This is a genomic window from Bradyrhizobium sp. LTSP885, assembly GCF_000938305.1.
Lineage (GTDB): Bacteria > Pseudomonadota > Alphaproteobacteria > Rhizobiales > Xanthobacteraceae > Bradyrhizobium.
On the sequence record NZ_JYMT01000012.1, the window covers coordinates 55073 to 76366 of the forward strand.

Annotated in this window: 17 protein-coding genes and 1 pseudogene; 7 read left to right on the top strand and 11 right to left on the bottom strand. The window is 60.8% G+C overall.

The features are described from left to right. The first annotated feature begins 37 nt into the window (after positions 1 to 37). From UP09_RS36865 to UP09_RS08235, 7 genes are all read left to right on the top strand, one after another. Positions 38 to 1339, top strand: coding sequence for an amino acid ABC transporter permease/ATP-binding protein (locus UP09_RS36865; RefSeq protein ID WP_245301813.1), 1302 nt, complete (start codon positions 38 to 40; stop codon positions 1337 to 1339). Further along, positions 1336 to 1548 (top strand): ATP-binding cassette domain-containing protein, encoded by a 213-nt coding sequence (locus UP09_RS38430; protein ID WP_245301815.1) that lies wholly within the window; start codon positions 1336 to 1338, stop codon positions 1546 to 1548. Before UP09_RS36865 ends, UP09_RS38430 begins: the two co-directional genes overlap by 4 nt. A gap of 699 nt (positions 1549 to 2247) precedes the next feature. Continuing rightward, positions 2248 to 3384, top strand: coding sequence for an ABC transporter permease (locus UP09_RS08215; protein WP_044537587.1), 1137 nt, complete (start codon positions 2248 to 2250; stop codon positions 3382 to 3384). A 2-nt stretch (positions 3385 to 3386) separates the two neighbouring features. Next, the gene (locus tag UP09_RS08220) at positions 3387 to 4163 is read left to right on the top strand and encodes an ABC transporter ATP-binding protein (RefSeq protein ID WP_044537589.1); all 777 of its coding nucleotides are present in this window, start codon (positions 3387 to 3389) and stop codon (positions 4161 to 4163) included. Positions 4164 to 4167: 4 nt separating this feature from the next. Then, positions 4168 to 5274, top strand: a complete 1107-nt coding sequence (locus UP09_RS08225; RefSeq protein WP_044537590.1) for an ABC-type transport auxiliary lipoprotein family protein — start codon at positions 4168 to 4170, stop codon at positions 5272 to 5274. Positions 5275 to 5317: 43 nt separating this feature from the next. Continuing rightward, entirely contained in the window at positions 5318 to 7681 is a 2364-nt protein-coding gene (locus UP09_RS08230) for a phosphoketolase family protein (protein ID WP_197082647.1), read from the top strand. Then, positions 7678 to 8865 carry an acetate/propionate family kinase gene (locus tag UP09_RS08235; RefSeq protein WP_197082638.1) on the top strand — a complete coding sequence of 396 codons (1188 nt, stop codon included), beginning with the start codon at positions 7678 to 7680 and terminating at the stop codon, positions 8863 to 8865. Before UP09_RS08230 ends, UP09_RS08235 begins: the two co-directional genes overlap by 4 nt. Here the strand turns inward: UP09_RS08235 and UP09_RS08240 are convergent. The 11 genes and pseudogenes from UP09_RS08240 to UP09_RS36590 form a co-directional block, all read right to left on the bottom strand. Beyond that, positions 8862 to 9389: pseudogene (locus UP09_RS08240) on the bottom strand (GNAT family N-acetyltransferase); the annotation flags it as partial. The gene UP09_RS08235 and the pseudogene UP09_RS08240 overlap by 4 nt on opposite strands. Before the next feature lie 84 nt (positions 9390 to 9473). After that, positions 9474 to 9866 (bottom strand): translational machinery protein, encoded by a 393-nt coding sequence (locus UP09_RS08245; protein ID WP_044537695.1) that lies wholly within the window; start codon positions 9864 to 9866, stop codon positions 9474 to 9476. A gap of 69 nt (positions 9867 to 9935) precedes the next feature. Beyond that, complete coding sequence (locus UP09_RS08250; protein WP_044537593.1) at positions 9936 to 10664, bottom strand: CBS domain-containing protein; 729 nt, start codon at positions 10662 to 10664, stop codon at positions 9936 to 9938. A 562-nt stretch (positions 10665 to 11226) separates the two neighbouring features. Next, positions 11227 to 12189, bottom strand: a complete 963-nt coding sequence (locus tag UP09_RS08255; protein WP_082070046.1) for an ABC transporter ATP-binding protein — start codon at positions 12187 to 12189, stop codon at positions 11227 to 11229. Then, a complete protein-coding gene (locus UP09_RS08260; RefSeq protein WP_044537595.1) occupies positions 12182 to 13174 on the bottom strand; it encodes an ABC transporter ATP-binding protein in 993 nt (330 codons plus the stop codon). Before UP09_RS08260 ends, UP09_RS08255 begins: the two co-directional genes overlap by 8 nt. Next, on the bottom strand, positions 13174 to 14064 hold the full coding sequence (locus tag UP09_RS08265; RefSeq protein ID WP_052833018.1) for an ABC transporter permease: 891 nt from the start codon (positions 14062 to 14064) through the stop codon (positions 13174 to 13176). Before UP09_RS08265 ends, UP09_RS08260 begins: the two co-directional genes overlap by 1 nt. After that, entirely contained in the window at positions 14057 to 15001 is a 945-nt protein-coding gene (locus UP09_RS08270; RefSeq protein ID WP_283805999.1) for an ABC transporter permease, read from the bottom strand. The genes UP09_RS08265 and UP09_RS08270 overlap by 8 nt, the downstream gene beginning before the upstream one ends. Positions 15002 to 15047: 46 nt before the next feature. Beyond that, entirely contained in the window at positions 15048 to 16604 is a 1557-nt protein-coding gene (locus UP09_RS08275; protein ID WP_052833019.1) for an ABC transporter substrate-binding protein, read from the bottom strand. 47 nt (positions 16605 to 16651) lie between these two features. After that, complete coding sequence (locus UP09_RS08280; RefSeq protein WP_044537596.1) at positions 16652 to 17878, bottom strand: aminotransferase class III-fold pyridoxal phosphate-dependent enzyme; 1227 nt, start codon at positions 17876 to 17878, stop codon at positions 16652 to 16654. 100 nt (positions 17879 to 17978) lie between these two features. Continuing rightward, positions 17979 to 18740 (bottom strand): GntR family transcriptional regulator, encoded by a 762-nt coding sequence (locus UP09_RS08285; RefSeq protein WP_044537597.1) that lies wholly within the window; start codon positions 18738 to 18740, stop codon positions 17979 to 17981. 64 nt (positions 18741 to 18804) lie between these two features. Next, on the bottom strand, positions 18805 to 21108 hold the full coding sequence (locus UP09_RS36590; protein ID WP_082070047.1) for a penicillin acylase family protein: 2304 nt from the start codon (positions 21106 to 21108) through the stop codon (positions 18805 to 18807). Positions 21109 to 21294: the final 186 nt, after the last annotated feature.

The following is a 21294-nucleotide window of genomic DNA, read 5'->3' on the forward strand; positions in this document are numbered from 1 at the left end:
GAAAGGCGGACGGCTGCAGAGAACGCCGGAGGGAGATGTGGACTGGCGCTATGTCGTCACGCTGTTTGGAAACAGGGACTTGTGGCTGGCGACGGGGACCGTCGTCATCCTGAGCATATCGACTTGGGGCCTCGGCAACGTGCTCGGACTCCTCGTTGCCCTGGCCAAGAACACGACGATCGCCCCGCTGCGAGCCGCGGCCTCGATCTACGTGTGGTTTTTCCGAAGCTTGCCTTTGCTCGTTCTGTTGATTTTCGTCTACAACCTTCCCCAATTGGTGCCGCAACTCTCGGGCGTTCTATCCGAGCCGTTCTGGGCGGGTCTCGTCGCGATGGTCGTGAGCGAAACGGCCTACATCGCCGAGATCCATCGTGGCGGACTGCTCGGGGTACCGCAAGGTCAACACGAGGCAGGGCGAGCGCTGGGGATACGCTACATAGGCCGACTTCGCCTGATCGTGGTTCCGCAGGCGTTGAGAATAGCTTTGCCTTCGCTCGCCAATGAATTCATTACGATCGTGAAGCTGACGTCGCTGGTATCGGTGATTTCGCTGGCAGAAATCCTGCTGGTCGGACAGCGATTGTACACCAGGAATTTCAAGGTCATCGACACGCTCTTGGCGGTCGCGGTGTACTATGTGCTGATCGTCAGCGTCTTTAGTCTCCTGATCCACTTCCTTGAAAGGCGCCTCGATGTGTCCCTTCGCAAGACGCCAGCCCCACGCCCGACCGACGACAAGGTCGTTCCTCTGGGTCGTACCGAGCGTCCGTTGCGCCGCTCGATCGATGCGACGGCCGAGCCCATTCTCGAGATCGTAGAGGTGACCAAAAGCTTCGGGCACCGGAGGGTGCTGGATCGCGTGTCGCTGGAAGTCCGCCGGGGGGAAGTCGTCAGTATCATTGGACCGTCCGGGTCCGGAAAAACCACTCTCATACGAACCATCAATGCCCTTCAGAATGTCGATGAAGGGACGATTTTGTTCGACCGAGAACCGTGGGTGGAAGCGAAAGGCGGTTCCTATCGATTGGCCCCTCATTTCAACGAGCGGGTCACGGCAATTGGAATGGTGTTCCAAAGCTTCAACCTGTTTCCGCACCTTTCAGTGCTGGACAACGTCAGGCTTGGACCTCGGTATCACCGCAGTGGTTCGCGCCAGAACATCGAGGCGACAGCTCTCGCGATGCTGGACAAGGTCGGCATGCTGGATCACGCGCACAAGTTTCCCTTCCAACTTTCGGGAGGGCAACAGCAGCGTGCGGCAATCGCCCGTGCCTTGGCGATGCAGCCGGACATCATGCTCTTTGACGAGCCGACGTCTGCCCTCGATCCGGATTGGTGAACGAGGTCCTGCGCGTCATTGAGGTGCTCGCGAACGAAGGCACGACCATGGTTATCGTCACGCACGAGATGCGCTTTGCACTCGGCATTTCGGATCGAGTAGCGTTCATCGACGACGGGCGCATTCAGACGATAGGCACGCCGACGGAACTACTGGCCGCCCCCGCAGAGAGTCGGATCGCGTCGTTTCTCACGCAGTCGCGGCACTAGCTGGGGCAGCGCGGGAATACGAGAACCCATCAGACACGCAAAACAGCCGACCGAAAAGCAAGCATCAGGGCGTGCAAGGCAGCCCACTTGTCGGAATGAAATCCGACCCTCTCGCTAAATCTATGAAAACGCTGGAGCGGGTGAAAGGAATCGAACGCTCGTACTCAGCTTGGAGGTCGGGAAATCTTGTTGTGTGTTCAATAGCCGTTTTGACGTTCTCGGCGTTTTTTGGCCATTGAGATCGTTACAGAATTTCTCGCGGGCGGAATGGCGGTTGCTACCTAGCGTTTTCCGCCCGGTCTCAGGGCGCCTATGTCCGTTTTGATGAGCCACCTGCATATCCTCGCGATGGGGAACTGAAACCTGCTTCAGTACTTATCAAACGACTTCGCGAACGCCTGGCATCGACACCGGCTCTTCGGCAGCATCGCCTACACGTCGCCTCCGGCCCAGTTGCTCCGAAAACGCGAAAATCAATCACTTGATCCCCAATGCTGCGCTGGTTGCGCGCACGCCCCAAGTCTTGGAAGACAAGACTTGGAACACAAGATTTGGAGCAGGAGAACAAGTGTTAAGCAAGAAATCAAACCGAGCCAAACTGGATCGCACGAGTTGCCTCCAGGAACTCTCGCGCGCGATCGAGGGATGCTCCGCCGGTCGACAACGAGCCGGACAGAACGTTCTTGACCGGCAAAGGTATTGAGTACGCGGCCCCTTCTGGGCGCGGCAACCCAAGACGAAACGTTGGTGCTTAGACCAGGCGGTTCCTGGACCGCCGCAAACGCGGCCACTCTCGAACATCTCGTCAATCGTGTCTCGCCCCAGGTGCGGGAGACACAGAAACTGAAGATCGACATGGCCGATGTCCGTGAACTGGACACCCTTGGCGCATGGTTGCTCGAGAGGATGTCACGCGGTGCATCCGAAGCCGGTCATGCCGCGTTAGTTGTTGGCGTTGCGGGACGATATGAGGGCCTTGTCGAGGATGTTCGGCAGGTCAACCGCCGCAAGCCTCCGAGCCTGCCGGTGCAAAATCCCGTCCTTGCGCGATTGGAGACCGTCGGCCGTTCCACGTTCGGGGCCGCAGAAGACGTATCGGTCTTTCTGCAAATGCTGGGGGCCCTGAGTTCGGCCTGCCTCGGCGTCCTGCAAAGGCCCCGCTCGCTTCGGTTCAAGTCTCTGGTCTATCACCTGTATCAGGTCGGATGGCGAGCCATACCGATCATCGCCCTGGTCACCTTTCTGATCGGCGCCATCATTGCCCAGCAAGGCATCTTTCATTTTCGCAAGTTCGGCGCGGAGTCCTACGTCGTCGACCTGGTCGGGATTCTCGTGCTCCGCGAAATTGGCGTGCTGATCGTCGCCATTATGGTCGCCGGTCGGTCCGGAAGCGCTTACACCGCCGAACTTGGCTCCATGAAAATGCGCGAGGAAATCGACGCTCTATCCACCATGGGGCTCGACCCCGTCGAAGTCCTGATCCTTCCACGCATCGTCGCGCTGGTCCTGGCGCTTCCGATCCTGGCCTTCATCGGATCGATGGCCGCCCTGTACGGCGGCGGTCTGGTCGCGTGGTTCTATGGCGGAATGAGTCCGGCGATATTTCTTGCTCGGCTTCACGAAGCGGTTTCCGTGACGCATTTCGAGGTCGGAATCATCAAGGCGCCCTTTATGGCGCTGGTGATCGGCATCGTCGCCAGCAGCGAGGGTTTGAGGGTCAAGGGAAGCGCCGAATCTCTCGGAAAGCAGACGACAATATCGGTCGTCAAATCGATCTTTCTCGTCATCGTACTCGACGGCGCTTTCGCCGTTTTCTTTGCATCGATCGGAATGTGACGATGCAGGGATCACCGGAGCAATTTGCCATTCGCGTCAACGATCTTGTGGTCGGGTTCCGTCAGCAAACCGTAATCGACCATCTGTCGCTGGACGTACGAAAAGGCGAAATCCTCGGTCTGGTCGGCGCGTCCGGCGGTGGCAAATCCGTGCTGATGCGGACGATCATCGGGCTTATTCCAAAACGGAGCGGCCACATCGAAGTCATGGGCGTCGATATCGATGACAGCCACGGCCGGGACGTCCACACCGCCGCGATGTGGGGCATCCTGTTCCAACAGGGCGCGCTGTTTTCGTCCCTGACTGCACTGCAGAACATTCAGTTTCCGCTTCGCGAAAACCTCGTCCTCTCCGAATCGTTATTGAACGAGATCGCGACCGCCAAGCTCGAGATGGTCGGCTTGACGCCGGAGGACGGCGGCAAGTTTCCGTCCGAACTCTCGGGTGGCATGACCAAGCGCGTTGCGCTGGCGCGTGCGCTCGCGCTGGACCCGGCCATCGTTTTTCTCGACGAACCGACATCCGGGCTGGATCCGATAGCGGCGGGCGACTTCGACGATCTGATCAGGACGTTGCAGGAAACGCTCGGACTGACGGTCTTCATGGTGACCCATGACCTTGCCAGCCTCAATACCGTTTGCGACCGCGTCGCAGCGCTCGCGGACGGCAAGATCGTTGCGATCGGCCCGATGAGCGAACTGCTTCGCTCCGACCACCCATGGGTCAAGGCGTACTTCCATGGCAAGCGCTCCCTGATGCTGCAACCAGAATCGAGCTGAGACAATGGAAACCCGTGCTCCCTTCATCATCGTCGGCGCCTTCGTCCTGGCAGCCATCGGCGCTGTCTTTGGTTTCGTCTACTGGCTGCACAACACTGCCGGAACCGGTGCGCGGACGGTCCACCATGTCCAGTTTGAAGGTTCCGTCTCGGGGCTGCTTGTTGGTGCCGCGGTGCTCTTCAATGGAATCCGCGTTGGAGAAGTCACCAATCTGGGATTGGTCGCGGACAGCCCGCGGCAAGTAGATGCGACTATCGCCGTGGTAACAGGCACGCCAGTCCACGCTGACACAAAAGTTGGTCTCGACTTTCAGGGCCTCACGGGCGTTCCGGTGATCGCACTGGAAGGCGGCAAGGAGGTCGGTGCATCGATCGGTACGCAGACGCTCATCGCCGATCCGGAAGCGGGTCAAAGCATCACGCAAGCCGCGCGCAATGCACTGGGCAGGGTTGATTCCGTGCTGGCCGAAAACGCGGAGCCGTTGAAAAGCACGATCGCCAATCTGAAGACATTTGCGGAAGGGCTTGCCAAGAATACCGGCGGGCTGGACTCGATCGTGGCCGGCCTTGTCAAGATGACGGGAGGTGGAGAGCAAGCGGTCCCCAAGACGATCTACGACCTCGGCATTCCCTCAGAATTTGATTCGCCGAAGAAGCCGCTCAACGAGCAATTGGTGATGCCGACGCCGACGGCGATCCTGCTGCTCGACACGCAGCGGTTCCTGCTTGAGCCCAACAAGGAGCTTCCGGGATTCTCGAACGCCCAATGGGCCGACAGCATTCCGAAGATGCTGCAGATAAAGCTCATTCAGAGCTTCGAAAATTACGATGTCGCCCACGCCCCGCTTCGCTCGACGGACAACCCGGGGACAAATCCTCAGCTTCTCGTCGACGTCAGAAGCTTCCAGATCAACACGGATCCTGAACCGACCGCAGAGATCGAGTTTTCGGCAAGGATATTGAACAAGGACGGACAAGTCGTGGCTTCGCGGCTGTTTCAGCAACGCCGAAAGCTCGACAAGCCTGACCCCGCCTCCGCCGTCGCTGCCTTCAATGACGCTTTCGCAAGCATCGCGACAGAACTGATCACATGGACAGCCAATGCAATATGAAACTCCGATGGCCACGCCGCTGCAACCGACGTTCGGCAATGTAATTTCGGATCCATTGTCACCCGAACTGCTTCGCAAAATGCACGCCTACTGGCGCGCGGCGAATTATCTTTCCGTCGGTCAAATCTACCTGCAGGATAATCCGCTGCTGGAAACGCCCCTCAAGCTCGAACATATCAAGCCTCGCTTGCTCGGGCATTGGGGAACCACGACCGGACTGAATTTCCTGTACGTGCATCTGAACCGCCTGATCAAAGACAATGATCTGAATATGATCTACGTGATCGGTCCGGGCCACGGCGGTCCCGGCATCGTCGCGCACAGCTATCTCGAAGGTTCATACACGGAGCGGTATCCAGCCATCGAGCGCAGTCGCAACGGACTGCAACGGTTGTTTCGGCAATTCTCCTGGCCATATGGAATTCCCAGCCACGTCTCGCCGGAAACGCCCGGCTCGATTCATGAAGGTGGCGAACTCGGCTATTCGTTGGCCCACGCCTATGGCGCAGCCTTCGACAACCCCGATCTGATCGTCAGTTGCATTGTCGGCGACGGGGAAGCCGAAACCGGTGCTCTCGCGACCAGTTGGCACTCCAACAAATTCCTCAATCCCGCCCGCGATGGCGCGGTGCTTCCGATCCTTCATCTGAACGGGTTCAAGATCGCCAACCCGACCGTGCTGGCCCGCATTAGCCGGCAAGAGCTGACCGAGCTAGTGCGTGGCTACGGCTACGACCCGCATTTCGTCGAAGGTGACGATCCCGCCTTGGTGCACCAAGGCCTTGCGGGAACGCTCGACCGGGTTCTGCTCCAGATTCGGGATATCCAGAGCGCGGCCCGTACCCCTGGGAGGGAAACTCGCCTGGAGCGCCCACGCTGGCCAATGATCGTCTTTCGCACGCCCAAGGGTTGGACCGGGCCGAAATTCGTCGACGGCAAACCGGTCGAGGGTACGTGGCGGGCCCATCAGGTTCCAGTCGCTGACTTCAAAGCGCCTGAACATTTGAAGCAACTCGAAGACTGGATGAGGAGTTATCGGCCACAGGAGTTGTTCGACGAGCACGGAAAATTCCGCGAGGAGTTCGCTGACCTGGCGCCGACCGGTCATCGCCGCATGGGCTCCAACCCGCATGCCAATGGCGGCGAATTACTCCAGCCGTTATCGATGCCCCACTTCCACGACTACGCCGTGGCGGTGCCTCTGCCCGGCAGCGTGAGAGCCGAAGCAACGCGCGTGCTCGGAACATTCCTGCGCGACGTGATGAAGCTCAGCCTCGGCAAGCAGAATTTCCGGCTGTTTGGTCCGGACGAGACCGCATCGAACAGACTGGAAGCTGTTTACGAAGTCTCCGGGAAAGAGTGGATGGCTGACGTGGAGGCGGTCGATATCGATCTCAGCACCGATGGCCGCGTCATGGAAATGCTGAGCGAGCATATGTGCGAAGGCTGGCTCGAGGGGTATCTGCTCACCGGACGTCATGGCCTGTTCTCGTGCTATGAGGCCTTCATCCACATTATCGATTCCATGTTCAATCAGCATGCGAAATGGCTCAAGGTCAGCAAGCAAATACCGTGGCGCAGGCCGATCGCCTCGCTCAATTATCTGCTGACGTCGCATGTCTGGCGGCAGGATCACAACGGCTTCTCACATCAAGACCCCGGCTTCATGGATCACGTCGCCAACAAGAAGGCCGATGTGGTCCGCATCTATTTGCCGCCGGACGCCAACTGCCTGCTGTCGGTGGCCGATCATTGTCTGCGCAGCCGCAACTACATCAATCTGATCGTCGCCGGCAAACAGCCGGAGTGGCAGTGGCTCGATATCGATTCCGCAACGCGCCATTGCACGGCCGGTGCTGGAATCTGGCACTGGGCCAGCAATGAGGGTGGCGATCCGGATGTGGTGATGGCCTGTGCCGGGGATGTGCCGACCCTGGAAACAATGGCTGCTGTAACCCTCTTGCGCGAATATGTTCCGGACATTCGAATTCGCGTCGTCAACGTGGTCGATTTGATGGTGTTGGAGCCGCAGTCCGCCCACCCGCACGGGCTTGAAGATCGTGATTTCGACGACCTGTTCACGACCGACAAGCCGGTCATCTTCGCCTTTCATGGCTATCCTGCGCTGATTCACAAGCTGACCTACCGGCGGCATAATCACGACAACATTCACGTTCGCGGCTTCCGGGATGAGGGCACCACCACAACACCGTTCGATATGGTCGTGCTGAATAATCTCGACCGCTATCAGCTCGCATTAGACGCCATCCGGCGCATCCCAAGGTTCAGCGACCAGGTGAAAAAGGCGACAGAGCGCTACTGGACATCGATGGAACGTCACAAACTCTACATCAGCGAACACGGAGACGACATGCCAGAGATCCGCGACTGGTGTTGGCAGGCGTGAGCACGATCGGTCCCGGAGGCGCGGTGACGAATACCCGGTCCGAACTCACTATCCTGGCCCTGAACAGCGGCTCCTCTTCGCTGAAGTTCGGCCTGTACCGGGTTAGCGCCTCACGCACGGGGGCGCTGCTATCAGGCGTGGCGGAGTCGATCGGCGAGCCAGGCGGCAAATTTCACGTGCGGAATTCGCAGGGCGGTGCGCTGACCTGCGATACCGCCCCCATTCCCAGCCAGCGCGACGCGATTATCCGCATCGGAACGCTTCTCGAAGCCTCGCAAACGCCAACGCCGGCAGCTATCGGGCACCGCATCGTCCATGGCGGACCAGGGCTTCGGCAGCATTGCGTGATCGACGAACAGGTCATGCAGAAGTTGGACTCCGCTTCCGCGTTTGCGCCCCTGCATATCCCGGCCGCCCTGTCGGTCATCCGCTTCGCGCAAGAGCACTTTCCGGGTCTCCCGCAAATGGCATGTTTCGACACCACATTTCACGCCGGAATGCCCGATGTCGCCCGCCTACTCCCGATCCCCCAAGCGCTTCGGGCGGAAGGCATCGAACGCTACGGCTTTCACGGACTTTCCTGCGAGTCGATCGTGCATCAACTTGGCACCAACCTCCCCGACCGTCTCATTATTGCCCACCTCGGCAATGGTGCCAGCGTCACCGCAGTGAAGGACGGCAAGTCAGTCGATACCAGCATGGGATTGACCCCTAGCGGCGGGATCATCATGGGCACCCGGACCGGCGATCTGGACCCGGGGATCCTCGTCTATCTGATGCGCGAGAAGAAGTACGACGCAGTCGCGCTGGAGGAGATGATCGATCACCGATCGGGACTGATCGGCATTTCCGGGATCAGCAGCGACATGCGGCGCCTGCATGACGCAGCATCGACCAGTCCCGACGCACGATTGGCGATCGACATGTTCTGCTATTCCGTCCGCAAACAGATAGCCGCCATGATGGCCACTCTGGGTGGAGCTGACATGATCGTATTTACGGGCGGCATCGGTGAAAATGACAGCGAGGTACGGGCGGAGATCTGCGCCGGCCTATCTTGGTGCGGTATCCGCATCGGCGAAACCGTGGAATCGACGGCATCGCGAGTCCTGGTGAATATCCTCCCGTCGCAGGAAGACGAGCAAATCGCTCGTCATACATGGGCATTATCGCCTGTTAGCTAACGGCTTTCGAGCGTGAGCGTGACATCGCACAAGCCGCGATCCTCGGCATCCGTCTTGATCTCAAATCCCAATTCCCGACACATTTTCAGCATGACCGCATTTTCCTGGAGAATTTGGCCGGATATCCGCTTCAAGCTTTCCGATTTGGCGTACTCGATGATTAGCTGCATCAGGGACCAGCCCAATCCCCTGCCCTTGAGATCCGACCGCAGCACGATCGCGTATTCACCGGTCTCATGGGTCGCATCGGTGTAGAGCTGCACGACGCCAAGCGTCTCATTGCTGGCTTCATCGATAGCGATAAACGCCATCGCGCGAGCGTAATCGAGTTCGGTCATTCTGGCGATGAATTGGTGCGAGAATTCCCTGATGGAATCGAAGAAGCGAAGCCGCAAATCTTGCTTGTTCACGTGGACGAGAAGATCGCGGATCAAGTCCTCGTCATCCGGCCTGATCGGCCGGACAAATATGCGCCAGCTTTCTTCGAGGACGATATGTCGCTCCCATTGCGACGGATAAGGGCGAGCGGTCAAGGTCAATTCATTATCCAGCCTGGCCGGCAATTTTTATCAGTTTTCTGCTTTTCACGCCGACCGAAGATTGGTCGGCTACGGCACCATCCGGTCCGTCGCGGTGAGGTATTTCCTGGCATAGGCAACGAGTTGCGCGTCTGTCGGATGGTCGACCGCTTCCACGCCAGCGATCACCTTCATGAGCTTGGGCTCATGCAGGCGAATGTACTCCACCAACTCGGTCTTTGCGTTCGCGGGCCCGGTGATGAGAACGGCGCCGGCGTCGGAGACCGATTCAGCGACAGCACGAAGGTAGTCAGGGCTCGTCGATGCGTGCCCGGTGCCGATGGAATTTGCCTTGTGATGGATATGTTGTGTGGGATTGTCCGGGTGCAGGACGAGTGTGTCGACATCGGTCGGGCTGAAATGAAACACGCGCGCTTCACGGTGATCGATCCAGATCGCCGCATGATAATGATGTTCGGTCATGGAATGGGTCCCTTTTCTGCCGATCATGCGAACATAACGGTCCGAATGCCGCGCGAAGTCGAGATCAACTCAATTTGCCCTCAACAACGCCTCATCCTCCGGAGAGTTCAGGTACATTCCCGACATGGGCTCGACCCAGCAAAGGTGGTCGTGAACTTTCGTGACTCCCGAAACGTTCTCCGCAGCTACAATCGCAGCCTGGCGGGAACTCTCATTGGTAATAATCCCGCTAAGATGAACATTGCCGTTGCGCACGATGACGCCGAGCCCGAATGGCCCCCATTCGGCCTTCTCGATAGATGCAATGATATGGTGCCGAATGTGATCATCGTCGGCGGTCGGATCGGGCACTTCACGCGCCAGTTCGGCAACGGCCTGAAGCAGATTCGAGCGCGTTACGATGCCGACAAGCCGATCTCCACGCATAACCGGCAGCCGCTTGACGTTGTGGTGTTCCATCCGCTGCACGACATCTTCGAGCGTCGCGTCCTCTGACACGGTAAAGGGATCAAGTGTCATGATCTCACCAACCTTGTGTCCACTTTCACGGACGAAGTCGGCGGCCGCCTTGCTCGGACCAAGCAGGAATTTCAGCCACCGGCCACGCTTTCGCTGGGTCCCGATCTCTGCGCGGCGGATAAAATCGCCTTGCGAGACGATCCCGACCAATTTCCCCGCCTCGCCGATCACAGGGAGCCCACTCACATGGTTCTGCAGCATGATGTTGGCGGCATCAACGACGGAGTCAGCGGCACCCACCGTAATCACTTTTGTTGTCATTACTTGATGTGCTCGCACTCATGATCTCCCTGGTTTCACCGGCAGGACACAATACGTCAACCGCCGCATGTAGATCTCCACTCGTCAGATTTGGTGCCGCTTTGGCCTAGCGCGCTACAAGTCGCCAATACACGAACAGTTCCAACATCGATCGCGTTCGTTGCGACATTATTTCGGACGGCATGAGCAATAGTGATCAGAATGTCCGGATCTCGAAAGCGCATACTGACTCGATTGCCGGCCCACCTGTCACATCTTCGGTGACTGAGAGTTCGGTAGCGCAGCTGCCTCAAACCTACGAACTGGATTGGTATGTCCACGAACAAGATCTGGTTCACTACCGCAAACTATTGCCTGAGACGACCGACGCGACGACCCGGCAAACCGTATTGAAACTGCTTGCCAACGAGCGACAGCCAAGCGAGTTGAACCGATTTTGGTTGCGAGCCCCGTGGTCCCAGCTAAGACCCGTTTTGCGCCCTCCCTCGATTGATCTTTCTAAGACGAAGCGAAATGGCGATCGCTGGATCGGCATCGATTGCCCGGCTTCTCCGTGTTCGACATTTCGGATTCACTGCTGTCATGTGAAGAGATGACAGGCGACACGCCGATCAGGCCCGGATTCCCTGAGGATTGGCACCTCGACCCGGCACCGCTCGAATGCGAACGGGCAGCGCGGATGAAAGCAGCAGCCCGGCGGTGGATCGAGCAGGCTCGGCACTTCGCCTGACACCACCGGATGTCTGACATAGTTCGGATCAGCGCGCGGCACCGCGTCGAGCAGCGCGCGCGAATAGGGATGCTGCGGATCGCTGTAGATCTGCGATTTCGGCGCCGTCTCGACAATTGAACCGGCATACATCACCGCAACCCGCGTTGATACTGCCCGAACCACCGCGAGATCATGCGCGATAAACAAATAGCTCAGGCCGAGCCGGTCCTGCAGATCAAGCAGCAGGTTGACAACCTGGGCTTGCATGGAGACGTCGAGCGCAGACACCGGCTCGTCGCAGACCACAAACTGCGGATTGAGCGCCAACGCGCGGGCGATGACGATGCGCTGGCGTTGGCCGCCTGAGAACTCGTGCGGATAGCGATCGATGCTGGTCTTGGGCAACCCGACCAGATCGAGCAGTTCGGCGACGCGACCATTGCGATCCTTTCGCGACCACCCGCCAGCGATATCCAGCGGCTCGGCGATAGCGCTGCCGATCCGCATTCGCGGATTGAGCGAAGCATAAGGATCCTGAAACACGAATTGGAGCCGCGCGCGCACCTTTGCAAGCTGCGCCTTGCCATCGGCGCCGGTGATGTCGTGGCCGAACAGGCGCACGCTGCCGCTGCCGGCCGGGACCAGCCCGACCAGGATGCGGCCGGCGGTGGTCTTGCCGGAGCCGGATTCGCCGACCAGCCCCAAGGTCTCGCCGCGCATGATCTCGAAATTGACACCGCTCAACGCGTGCAGCGTCGAGACGCCGCCGGCATGCTTGACGGAAAAGGTCTTTCTAAGGTCGCGGACCTCAACGATGGGCTGGTCAACCATGACGCACACCCAGAACCTGGATGCGCGGCGGGCAGCGCGCCGACTGGCCGTCACCGACCGTCTGCATGGATGGCGGCTCGTCGAGGCAGCTCGGCTGCACCAGCGCACAGCGCGGGCTGAAACGGCAACCGGGGATGATCTCCTGCGGGCCGGGAATGCGCCCTGCGATCGTGGTCAGCCTTGGTGCCTCACTGTCGAGCGCAGGCACCGCAGCGATCAGACCCATGGTGTAGGGATGTACCGGTCGGCGAAAAAGCTGTGTTACCGGCGCGGCCTCGACGACGCGGCCGGCATACATCACCACGACGCGCTGGGCGAATTCGGCGATCACGCCGAGATCGTGGGAGATCAGCATCACCGACATGCCCAATTCGCGGCGCAGGTCGCGCAGCAATTCGAGGATCTGCGCCTGGATGGTGACGTCCAGCGCGGTGGTCGGCTCATCGGCGATCAGCAGCCGCGGCTTGCAGGCGATGGCCATGGCGATCATCACGCGCTGCCGCATGCCGCCGGACAAGCGGTGCGGATAGTCGTCAGCGCGACGCGCGGCGTCGGGAATCCGCACCAGGCCGAGCAGCTCGACCACGCGCCTACGCGCGGCGGCGCCGGTGAGGCCCTGATGCTGGCGCAACGTCTCGGAAATCTGGTCTGCAATGGTCAGCACAGGATTGAGCGACGACATCGGGTCCTGGAAGATCATCGCGATCTCGCTGCCGCGGATCCGCCGCATGGTCGAACCCTTGGCACGTAGCAGGTCGTCGTCCTGGTACAGAATCGAGCCTGACGGCATCCGCGTGCTGACGCGATCGTGCAGCTGCAGGACCGACAGCGCGGTGACGCTCTTGCCGCTGCCGGATTCGCCGACAACGCCGACGCAATCGCCGGCACCAACATCCAGCGAGACGTCGTCGATGGCCGTGACCCAGCCGGTATCGACGCGAAACTGGACGGTAAGATTGCGAATGGAGAGCAGCGGCGCGGCCATCACTCGCCTCCCTTGAGGCGGGGGTCGAGCATGTCGCCCAACGCGTCGCCGAGCAAGTTGAGGCTGAGCGCGGCGAGGCTGATAGCGATGCCGGGAAACAACATCACCCACCAGGCCTGGGTGGCGTAGTCGCGGCCCTCGGCGATGATGTTGCCCCAGCTGGCGATAGGCGGCTGGATGCCGACGCCGAGAAAGCTGAGCGCCGCCTCTGCCAGCATCGCATAGGCGAAGATGAAGGTGAGGTGCACCAAGAGCGGGCTGAGGCAGTTCGGCAGGATGTGGCGCAGCACGATGCGCAGCGACGACGCGCCGGACACCTGCGCAGCCTGCACGAAATCCATCTCGCGCACGGTCAGCGCGGCGGCGCGGACAATGCGCACGCCAGCGGGAATGTAGGCAACGGTCAGAGCGATAATGACACTGGAGACGCGCGGGCCCAGCGCCGCGGCGATACCCAGCGCCAGCAGGATGGCGGGGAACGACATCAGCGCATCCATCAACCGCATGATGGCGCTGTCCAGCCGGCGCAGCTGCGCCGCGATCACGCCAAGAACGGCGCTGCACAGGCCCGAGACCACGCAGACCGCGAAGCCGACGAACAGCGAAATACGCGCGCCGTACAATACGCGAGTGAAGACATCGCGGCCGAACTGGTCGGTGCCGAACCAGAACGCAGCCTGCGGGGGCCGGAAGCGGAGGCGCACCCGCATCGCAGAAGGATCGATCGGCGTAATCAGCGGAGCCAGTACGGCGAGAATCGCCAGCAGCGCGATGATGGTGAAGCCGATCAGGAACGAGCGATGCCGCAGCAGCCGGCGCAGCGTGCCGTAGCCGCGCGGTGCGGCGATCGCTGCCGCCGTCGCCCGAGTTCCGATACCGACGTCAGTCATGGCGCACACGCGGATCGGCGAGAGTGTAGAGGATGTCGACGATCAGATTGATCATCACGAAGGTGAAGCCGAGAATGAGCATGGTGCCCTGCACCAGCGGATAATCACGTGCCATGATCGCCTGCACCACCATGCGGCCGATGCCCGGCAGTGCGAACACCTGCTCGATGATCACCGAACCGCCGATAGCCGCACTCAGCAGAATGCCGGTGGCGGTGATGATCAGGATCAGCGCATTGCGCAGGGCGTGCTTGCCGACGGTGCGCCACTCGCTGAGCCCCTTGGCGCGTGCGGTTCGGATGTAGTCCTGGCTGAGCACATCGAGCATCGCTGAACGGGTCATGCGGGCGAGGAAGCCGATCTGGAACAACGACAATGTCAACGCCGGCAGCGCCATGGACGCGAACCACCCGCCGAGACCCTGCGAGATCGGCGCAAAACCGCTCGAGGGTACCCAGCCCAGTTGCACGCTGAACAGGATCACGCCGAGGATCGCAATCCAGAATGCCGGGATGGAAACGCCGAGCAGCGCCACGGTCATCACCGCGGAGTCAATCCAGGTGCGCCGGTAATATGCCGCCAGAGATCCGAGAAATACGCCCACCGGAATCGTAAAGCCGATGGACAATGCCGCCAGCGATAAGGTCACCGGCAGGCGTTCCCCCACCGCCGATAAAACGCTCTGGTTGAGGATCAGCGATGAGCCAAAGTTGCCGCGCGCCAGATTGAATAGCCAGATGCCGAGCTGCTCCAGGAACGAGCGATCGAGACCGAGTTGCCGTCGCACCTGTTCGATCGCCGCAGGCGAGGCCTGTTCGCCGGCAATGATCATCGCCGGATCGCCAGGCAGCAGGCTAAGCAGCAGAAACGCCAGGATCGAGATGATCAGGATGACCGGCACGGCCTGAAGGAATTTGACGGAAATGATGCGTATCAGAGCGACCTCCTCCGACCGATCATCGGGAGCCGGCCGATGCTACGCATCAATTGAGCCACAGGTCCCATAGCTGCAGGATGCCGGCGTAGTCGTTCTGGCCCTGCAGTTTCCTCGAATAGCCGCTCAGCCGGCCGGTATCCGCGATCTTGACGAGATAGCCGCCACCCAACACTTCTTTCTGGATCGTCAGCCAGCTGGCGCGTCGCGCTTCCAGCGTCGGACCCTGGAAGAACTCGGCATAGGCCTTGTCGATGACGTCGTTGCCGGTGATGTGCGGGAACGTGTAGAGCATCGGCCGCCACTGCTGCGGCCCGAGAATGTGATCGGGGCCGAACGCCGTGGTCGACAGGTTCCAGTCACCGGTGCCTTGCTGCATGTGCGACGCGTTTGTGGTCCAGTCGGTGACCTGAACATCGACGGTCATGCCGGCGGCCTTCAGCTGCTCGGCGACGATCAGCATGGTGTCGCGCATCCACTGATAGTTGCTGTTGGTCTCGATGATGATCTTTTCACCCTTGTAGCCGGCCTGATTCAGCAATTCCTTGGCCTTGGCCGGATTCTTGATGTCGTACCAGGGGGTGGGCGCGGTATCACCGAGGAAGTAAGGCGTGCCGGGAAACGACATCCAGGGATTGCGCTTGTTGAGCCCACCGGCGCCTTCGATGATCTCATCGACATTGATCGCCGCGGCAATCGCCTGGCGAATCAGCACATTCGCGGTGAGGCCCTTCTGCGAATTGACGACGATGTAGCTGCCGAGTGTCGGAAATACCTCGCGGATCGCCAGATCCTTGCGCTCGGTGATCTTGGCGCTGAGGTCGGGCGGGACGCTGGAGATCAGCTGCGCCTCGCCGTTCTGCAAAGCGGCGATACGCGTCGTGATCTCCGGCATGAAGCGGTAGCGCACCGCATCGAGATAGACGGTCTTGCGGCCGGCATAGCCGTCGCGGCCCGGCGCGCTGGTGTCGGCGGTGTAGTCGTCAAAGCGGGTGATGATGAGGTGGCTGTCCTTGACCCATTCGCCGAGCTTGTAGGGGCCAGTTCCGATCACCTCGATATCGCGGGCCGGCTTGTCCTTCTGCGACGCCGGCAGGATCATCAACGGATAGATCGGCGACTTGATGATGTCGAGCAGCACGACATTGGGCTCCTTCAGCACGATCACGAAGCTGTAGGGATCCGGCGTGTCGAAATGATCGACGGCATCGAGATTCTTGGCGTTGGGACTGATGCGCTTGTAGCGCTCGAACGACGCCTTGACGTCGGCCGACGTCATCTCCTGGCCGTTGTGAAATTTGACCCCTTTTCGCAGTTCGAACGAGTAGGTCTTGAAATCGGCGGAGGCAGTGGCTTTCGACGCCAGCATCGGTTTGGTGGCGTTGGCGTTGTCGAGCGTCACCAGGCCTTCGAAGATGTTGTTGATGACTTCGAGCTCGACAGCGCTGGAGGCCATATAGGGATCCAGCGTGCCCGGACCGGATACGCTGGCATAGACCAGCGTGCCGCCCTTCTTGGGCGTTTGCGCGTTGGCGGCGCCGAGTGAAACTCCGAGGACCAGGGCCAGGGCCACTGCAACGCCGCGTCGAGCGAGTTTCTGCTTCATTCGCCTGCTCCCGAGTGTTCGCCGCAAATTCCGTTTACGCCTGCAATCTAGAGCCCCGCCACGATCTTGAAGGCATCGTCGGTCACCGACAACGCATGATCGATATCCGCTGCGGTATGGGCGACGGAAAGAAACATGTTGTGCTTGGGGTGCATATAGACGCCACGCTTCAGCGTCTCCTGGGTGAAGCGGTTGCCTCTGGCGTAATCGGCATCGTCCTCGAACAGGATGGTCGGCATCTGCACCGGACCGCTCTGGCGGACGCCGAGATTGTAGCGCCGTGCCTGCTCGGCGATCCCGTCGCGCAGCCGCTGTCCCATCGCGCGCATGTGCTCGGGGCCGTTCTCCGCTTCCAGCACATCCAGGGTCGCCAGTGACGCGGCCATCGAGACGGCACCGCACCAGAACGAGCCGGTCGCGAACAGCGCCGCCGCCGCGTCGCGAAACCGGTCGTTGCCCATCACTGCAGAAAGCGCGTAACCGTTGGCGATCGCCTTGCTCCAGGCACTGAGATCCGGTTGCACACCGATCTGGTCCCAACTGCCATGCAGCGTTAGCCGGAAGCCGGCGCGAACGTCATCGAGGATCAAAGCCGCATCGTTGGCATCGCACAACGCCCGTGCACGCTGCGCGAACGCCAGATCCGGCAATTCCTGATGCTGGCCGTAGTCATGTTTGAACGCCGACACCACGATGGCCGCGAGATCATCGCCCGCCTGCGTCACCGCGGCCTCAAGGCTGGCCACGTCGTTGTAGTCGAAATACAGGATGTGGGCACGATCCTCGGACATCACGCCGTAGGGATGCGGCGAGCACCACGGAACGGCGCCGTGATAGGCGCCCTTGGCCAGCAACACCTTGCGCTTGCCGGTCGCTCCCCGCGCCAGCGTCACGCAGGTGGTTGTGGCGTCGGTGCCGTTCTTGGAAAATAGTGCCCAGTCGGCATGGGTGACGAGGCCAACCACGCGCTCCGCCAGTTCGACCATGCGCTCGGATGGTCCGTTGAGGACGTCGCCCTGCTCCATCTGCCTGCGCGCCGCAGCGTCCACCACCGGATGATGGTGCCCGAGCACGATCGGGCCCCAGCTACACATGAAGTCGAGGTATTTGCGACCGTCCACATCCCAGATATGGCAGCCCTCGCCGCGGGCGAAGAACTGCGGATAGCCGTCCGGGAGACCGCTGGCGCGCATATGGCCATACATGCCACCGGGCACGACGCGGCTGGCGCGGTCACGAAGGCTCTTGTCGATCGGGCGGAGGTCACTCGTCATCAGCTACCATGCTCCATCGTCAGCACGAGGATATATGATATATTCTTGGCGGCAAGCATTACCCTGACGTCATTGGCGGCAGAACCAGATGAAAAGACGCTCAAGCTGCGCTTGTTTTGCCCGAAGACGCCGCGCGCTGGCTAAATTGCAATTCGACGACGCCCTGCGCGGTCTCCACCATGACGGCACGGCCGTCTTCGATCTGCTCGAGCAGATCGACCATCGCTTTGCCGCCCTCGATAATGTCGGCGAGGATCGCATGACGCGCCAGCGCCGCGTCGTTGCTGCGCAGCGCGTCCATCAAATTCAAATGCTGGTGCCGCACCGGATAGGCGGGCGGCGCGTGCGGATACAACAGCTTGAGCATCGGCCCGTGCCGCAGCCAGATGCTTTCCAGAATCGAGACCAAGTCCTCGATGCCCGAGGCGCGGTACACCAGAAAATGGAACTGGTAGTTGGTGAGCGTCGCTGCTTCATAGTCCGCCGTCTGCTCAGCCTCGATCAGCTGCGCGTGCAGGATCTCCAGTTGCGCGATCATGGCCGGGGTCATCCGCGGCGTCGCCTTCTCGGTCGCCATGCCTTCCAGCAGGAAGCGGATTTCGCGCAGTTCGAGATAGCGCGCGCACGACAGCTTGACGACGTTGATGGTCGCGCCCGACCGCATTTCCAGTCCGCCTTCGCGGACCAGCTGCATCATCGCCTCGCGCACCGGCGTGTCGCTGACCTGCATGGCCGCCGCCACCTCACGCACCCGCAGGCGCTGGCCAGGCCAGAAATTGCCAGACATCAACCCGATCCGCATCTGGTCATAGACCCGCGAAGTGAGGTTATCCCGGTTGCTGACTTTCAGGCCTTTGAGCATCGTGCCTCAGGAAGTAAATCGCGACTCGTCCACAAGCCGTCGCCCACCAAATCATCTCCGGCCGTCACGCCGGGCGCAATTGCTGATGCGACGTGGCCGACGACTCGATCTGCTTCCAGTCATATAGCATCGGGACCATTTTTCCTTCTGCCCAAGCGGCATTCTGGTTGTCGTAGCTCGGGCTGGCCGTATGGCCGGACGCGCCGTGGAACACGATCCACTGGCAATTGTCCCAGGCGCCGACGTCGAACACGTAGCGCGACAATGCCGCATAGGTCGCCTTGGCGCCAAGCCGAGCAATGTAGCCGGTGGCGAACGGCGTATCATTGTCGCCGCCGAGCAATCCGCAGGGCTTGTCGAGCGACGCGGCATACTCCGGATAGATCGCCGACAGCGGATGACGCAGGATCGGCCGGTGAACCGCGGCCCAGTCTTCCGCGGGGCAATCCCTCGCCGCGTCAACCAGCGCCTGTGCCAGCAACTCGTCCCATGAGGCGCCCTTCAGCAGGCCGGTATCGTTCGCGCGCAAAAGCTGCGGCACGGTCCACCATATCTGGCTCTCGCCAAAGATCCCCGGCGGCACCTTGGTGTACGGACTCTCGGACACGGCACGGACGCCGCTTACGTCCGCGACCAGTTTGGTCAGCGCGGTGCGCAGGGCCACATAGGCGACCGCGGCCTTGGACTGTGCGTCCATCGCGCCGTCCCAGTCGAGAATGCGGTCGCGCAGGACCAGAGCTTCTCCAGTGACTGCGACGTCGCGGATCCGGTCGCGAAACTCGATCGCCACCACGCTGACCGTATCGCGATGAATCGACGCCATGTCCTCCACCGTCGCTTTCGTCAGCCCGGCGAGGCGCTGCCAGATCCGCCGCGTGCGGTGCGGCGGCATGGCGTCGGTGCAAAAATAATGAGTACCATTCTCGATCACACGGTTGTTCGCGGTGACGATGGCCTGCTCGACCGGATCGATGGTGCACGGCATGTCTGCGAACGGGATTATCCCCTTCCACTCGTGCTCGCCGGTCCAGCCCGGCACAGGCAGCCAGCCATTGGCGCGCGGGCGCACAGGCACCTTGGCGCGAACGCGGTTACCGATCTGACCCTTGATATCGGCGGCGACCAGATTGTGATCCATCAGGCCCCATTCAGCGCCGGCCTCGTACAGCTCTTCGACCGTGTTAGAACGCAGCACTTTCAATGTGCAGTCGAACGAGGTGTCGGGTTCTGCGAATTGCATGGAACGCAGCACTAAAGCGGTGCCGGCCTTGGGGTCGCCGACTATGACCGGACCGTGCATTGTCTCCACCACGTCGATCACCACATCAGTCTCGCCGCGCACAGAAATGGTCTCCGCACGATGAGTGACCGGCGACCAGCCGCCCTTGAAGGCGGTGTTTTCGACCGCAGCATCGAAGCGCTCGATATAGAGATCATGAATGTCGACAAAGGCATGGGTGACGCACCACGCCACCTTGCCGTTATGACCGAAATTGGGAAAGCCTGGCGCGCCCGGCACGGAAAGGCCGATGGCGTCGAACTCGCCGCAGGCCAGATGCGCCTGGTAGTACATGCTCGGCATTTCCAGCACGCGGTGCGGATCGCCCGCCAACAGCGGACGACCGGTGGCGGTGCGCTGCGACGACAGCACCCAGTTGTTGCTGCCGCCGGCGACTTCAGCTTCCGCCTGATAGTTGCCGGTGGCCAGCATCGCCTCCAGTCCGGGCTTGAGGTCGGCCAAGGCCGCGAGATACCGCTCGCCTTCCGCACCCGGCGGAATGCACAACATGTCGTCGCCGCCGTCGTCAAAACGCAGCTTTCCGATTTCGCCGGCGCCGACGATCGGCAGTGCAGCCGCTCGCCACAATTTCCACCACACCGACCCCATCAGGAAGCCGATCTGGCGCATAACCGCCATCGAATGCCACGGCTCCCAAGCCGAGGGCTTCGCGCCAAGAAGAGCGTATTCCGCAGGCCAAGTGCCAAGCGCGATGAAGGCATTAACACCGCGCGCATAGGCCTCAAGCATTGCCTTTGTTTCGGCATTGAGCAGGGTGAAATCGCGCTTCGAGGCACCCGTGGTGTTGAGCTGGCGCGCCAGGATATCAGCGGCAATGGCGGGCTTTCCGACCCACTCCGCATAGCGCCCGGTACCTCGACGCAGCAGCGCTTCCATCTGCCAGAGCCGGTCCTGCGCATGAGCGAAGCCGAGCCCAGCGAAACCGTCGGTGGCGGAGGCGGCGCGGATATGCGGTATGCCCCAGGCGTCGCGGCGGAGATCAACAGCCGCGGAGAGCCCGGGCACAACAGCCGCGCTATCCAGATCCGGCAAATAATCCTTCGAGCTGAAATCGATCGTGTTTGCCATTAATCCCTTCCGGGCTCGTATGCGTCAGCGTGCCATCGGCACGGCCGGTGGACTCCAATATATCATATATTATCCCTAGTAGCTTCTTGAATTGCTGCTCTGGCCCGTTCGGTGAGACTTATGCGTGGGCGGGCGCTCTACATCGCGAGCGAGCCTCTCGAGGCGGCGATCTCACGCGACATCTGA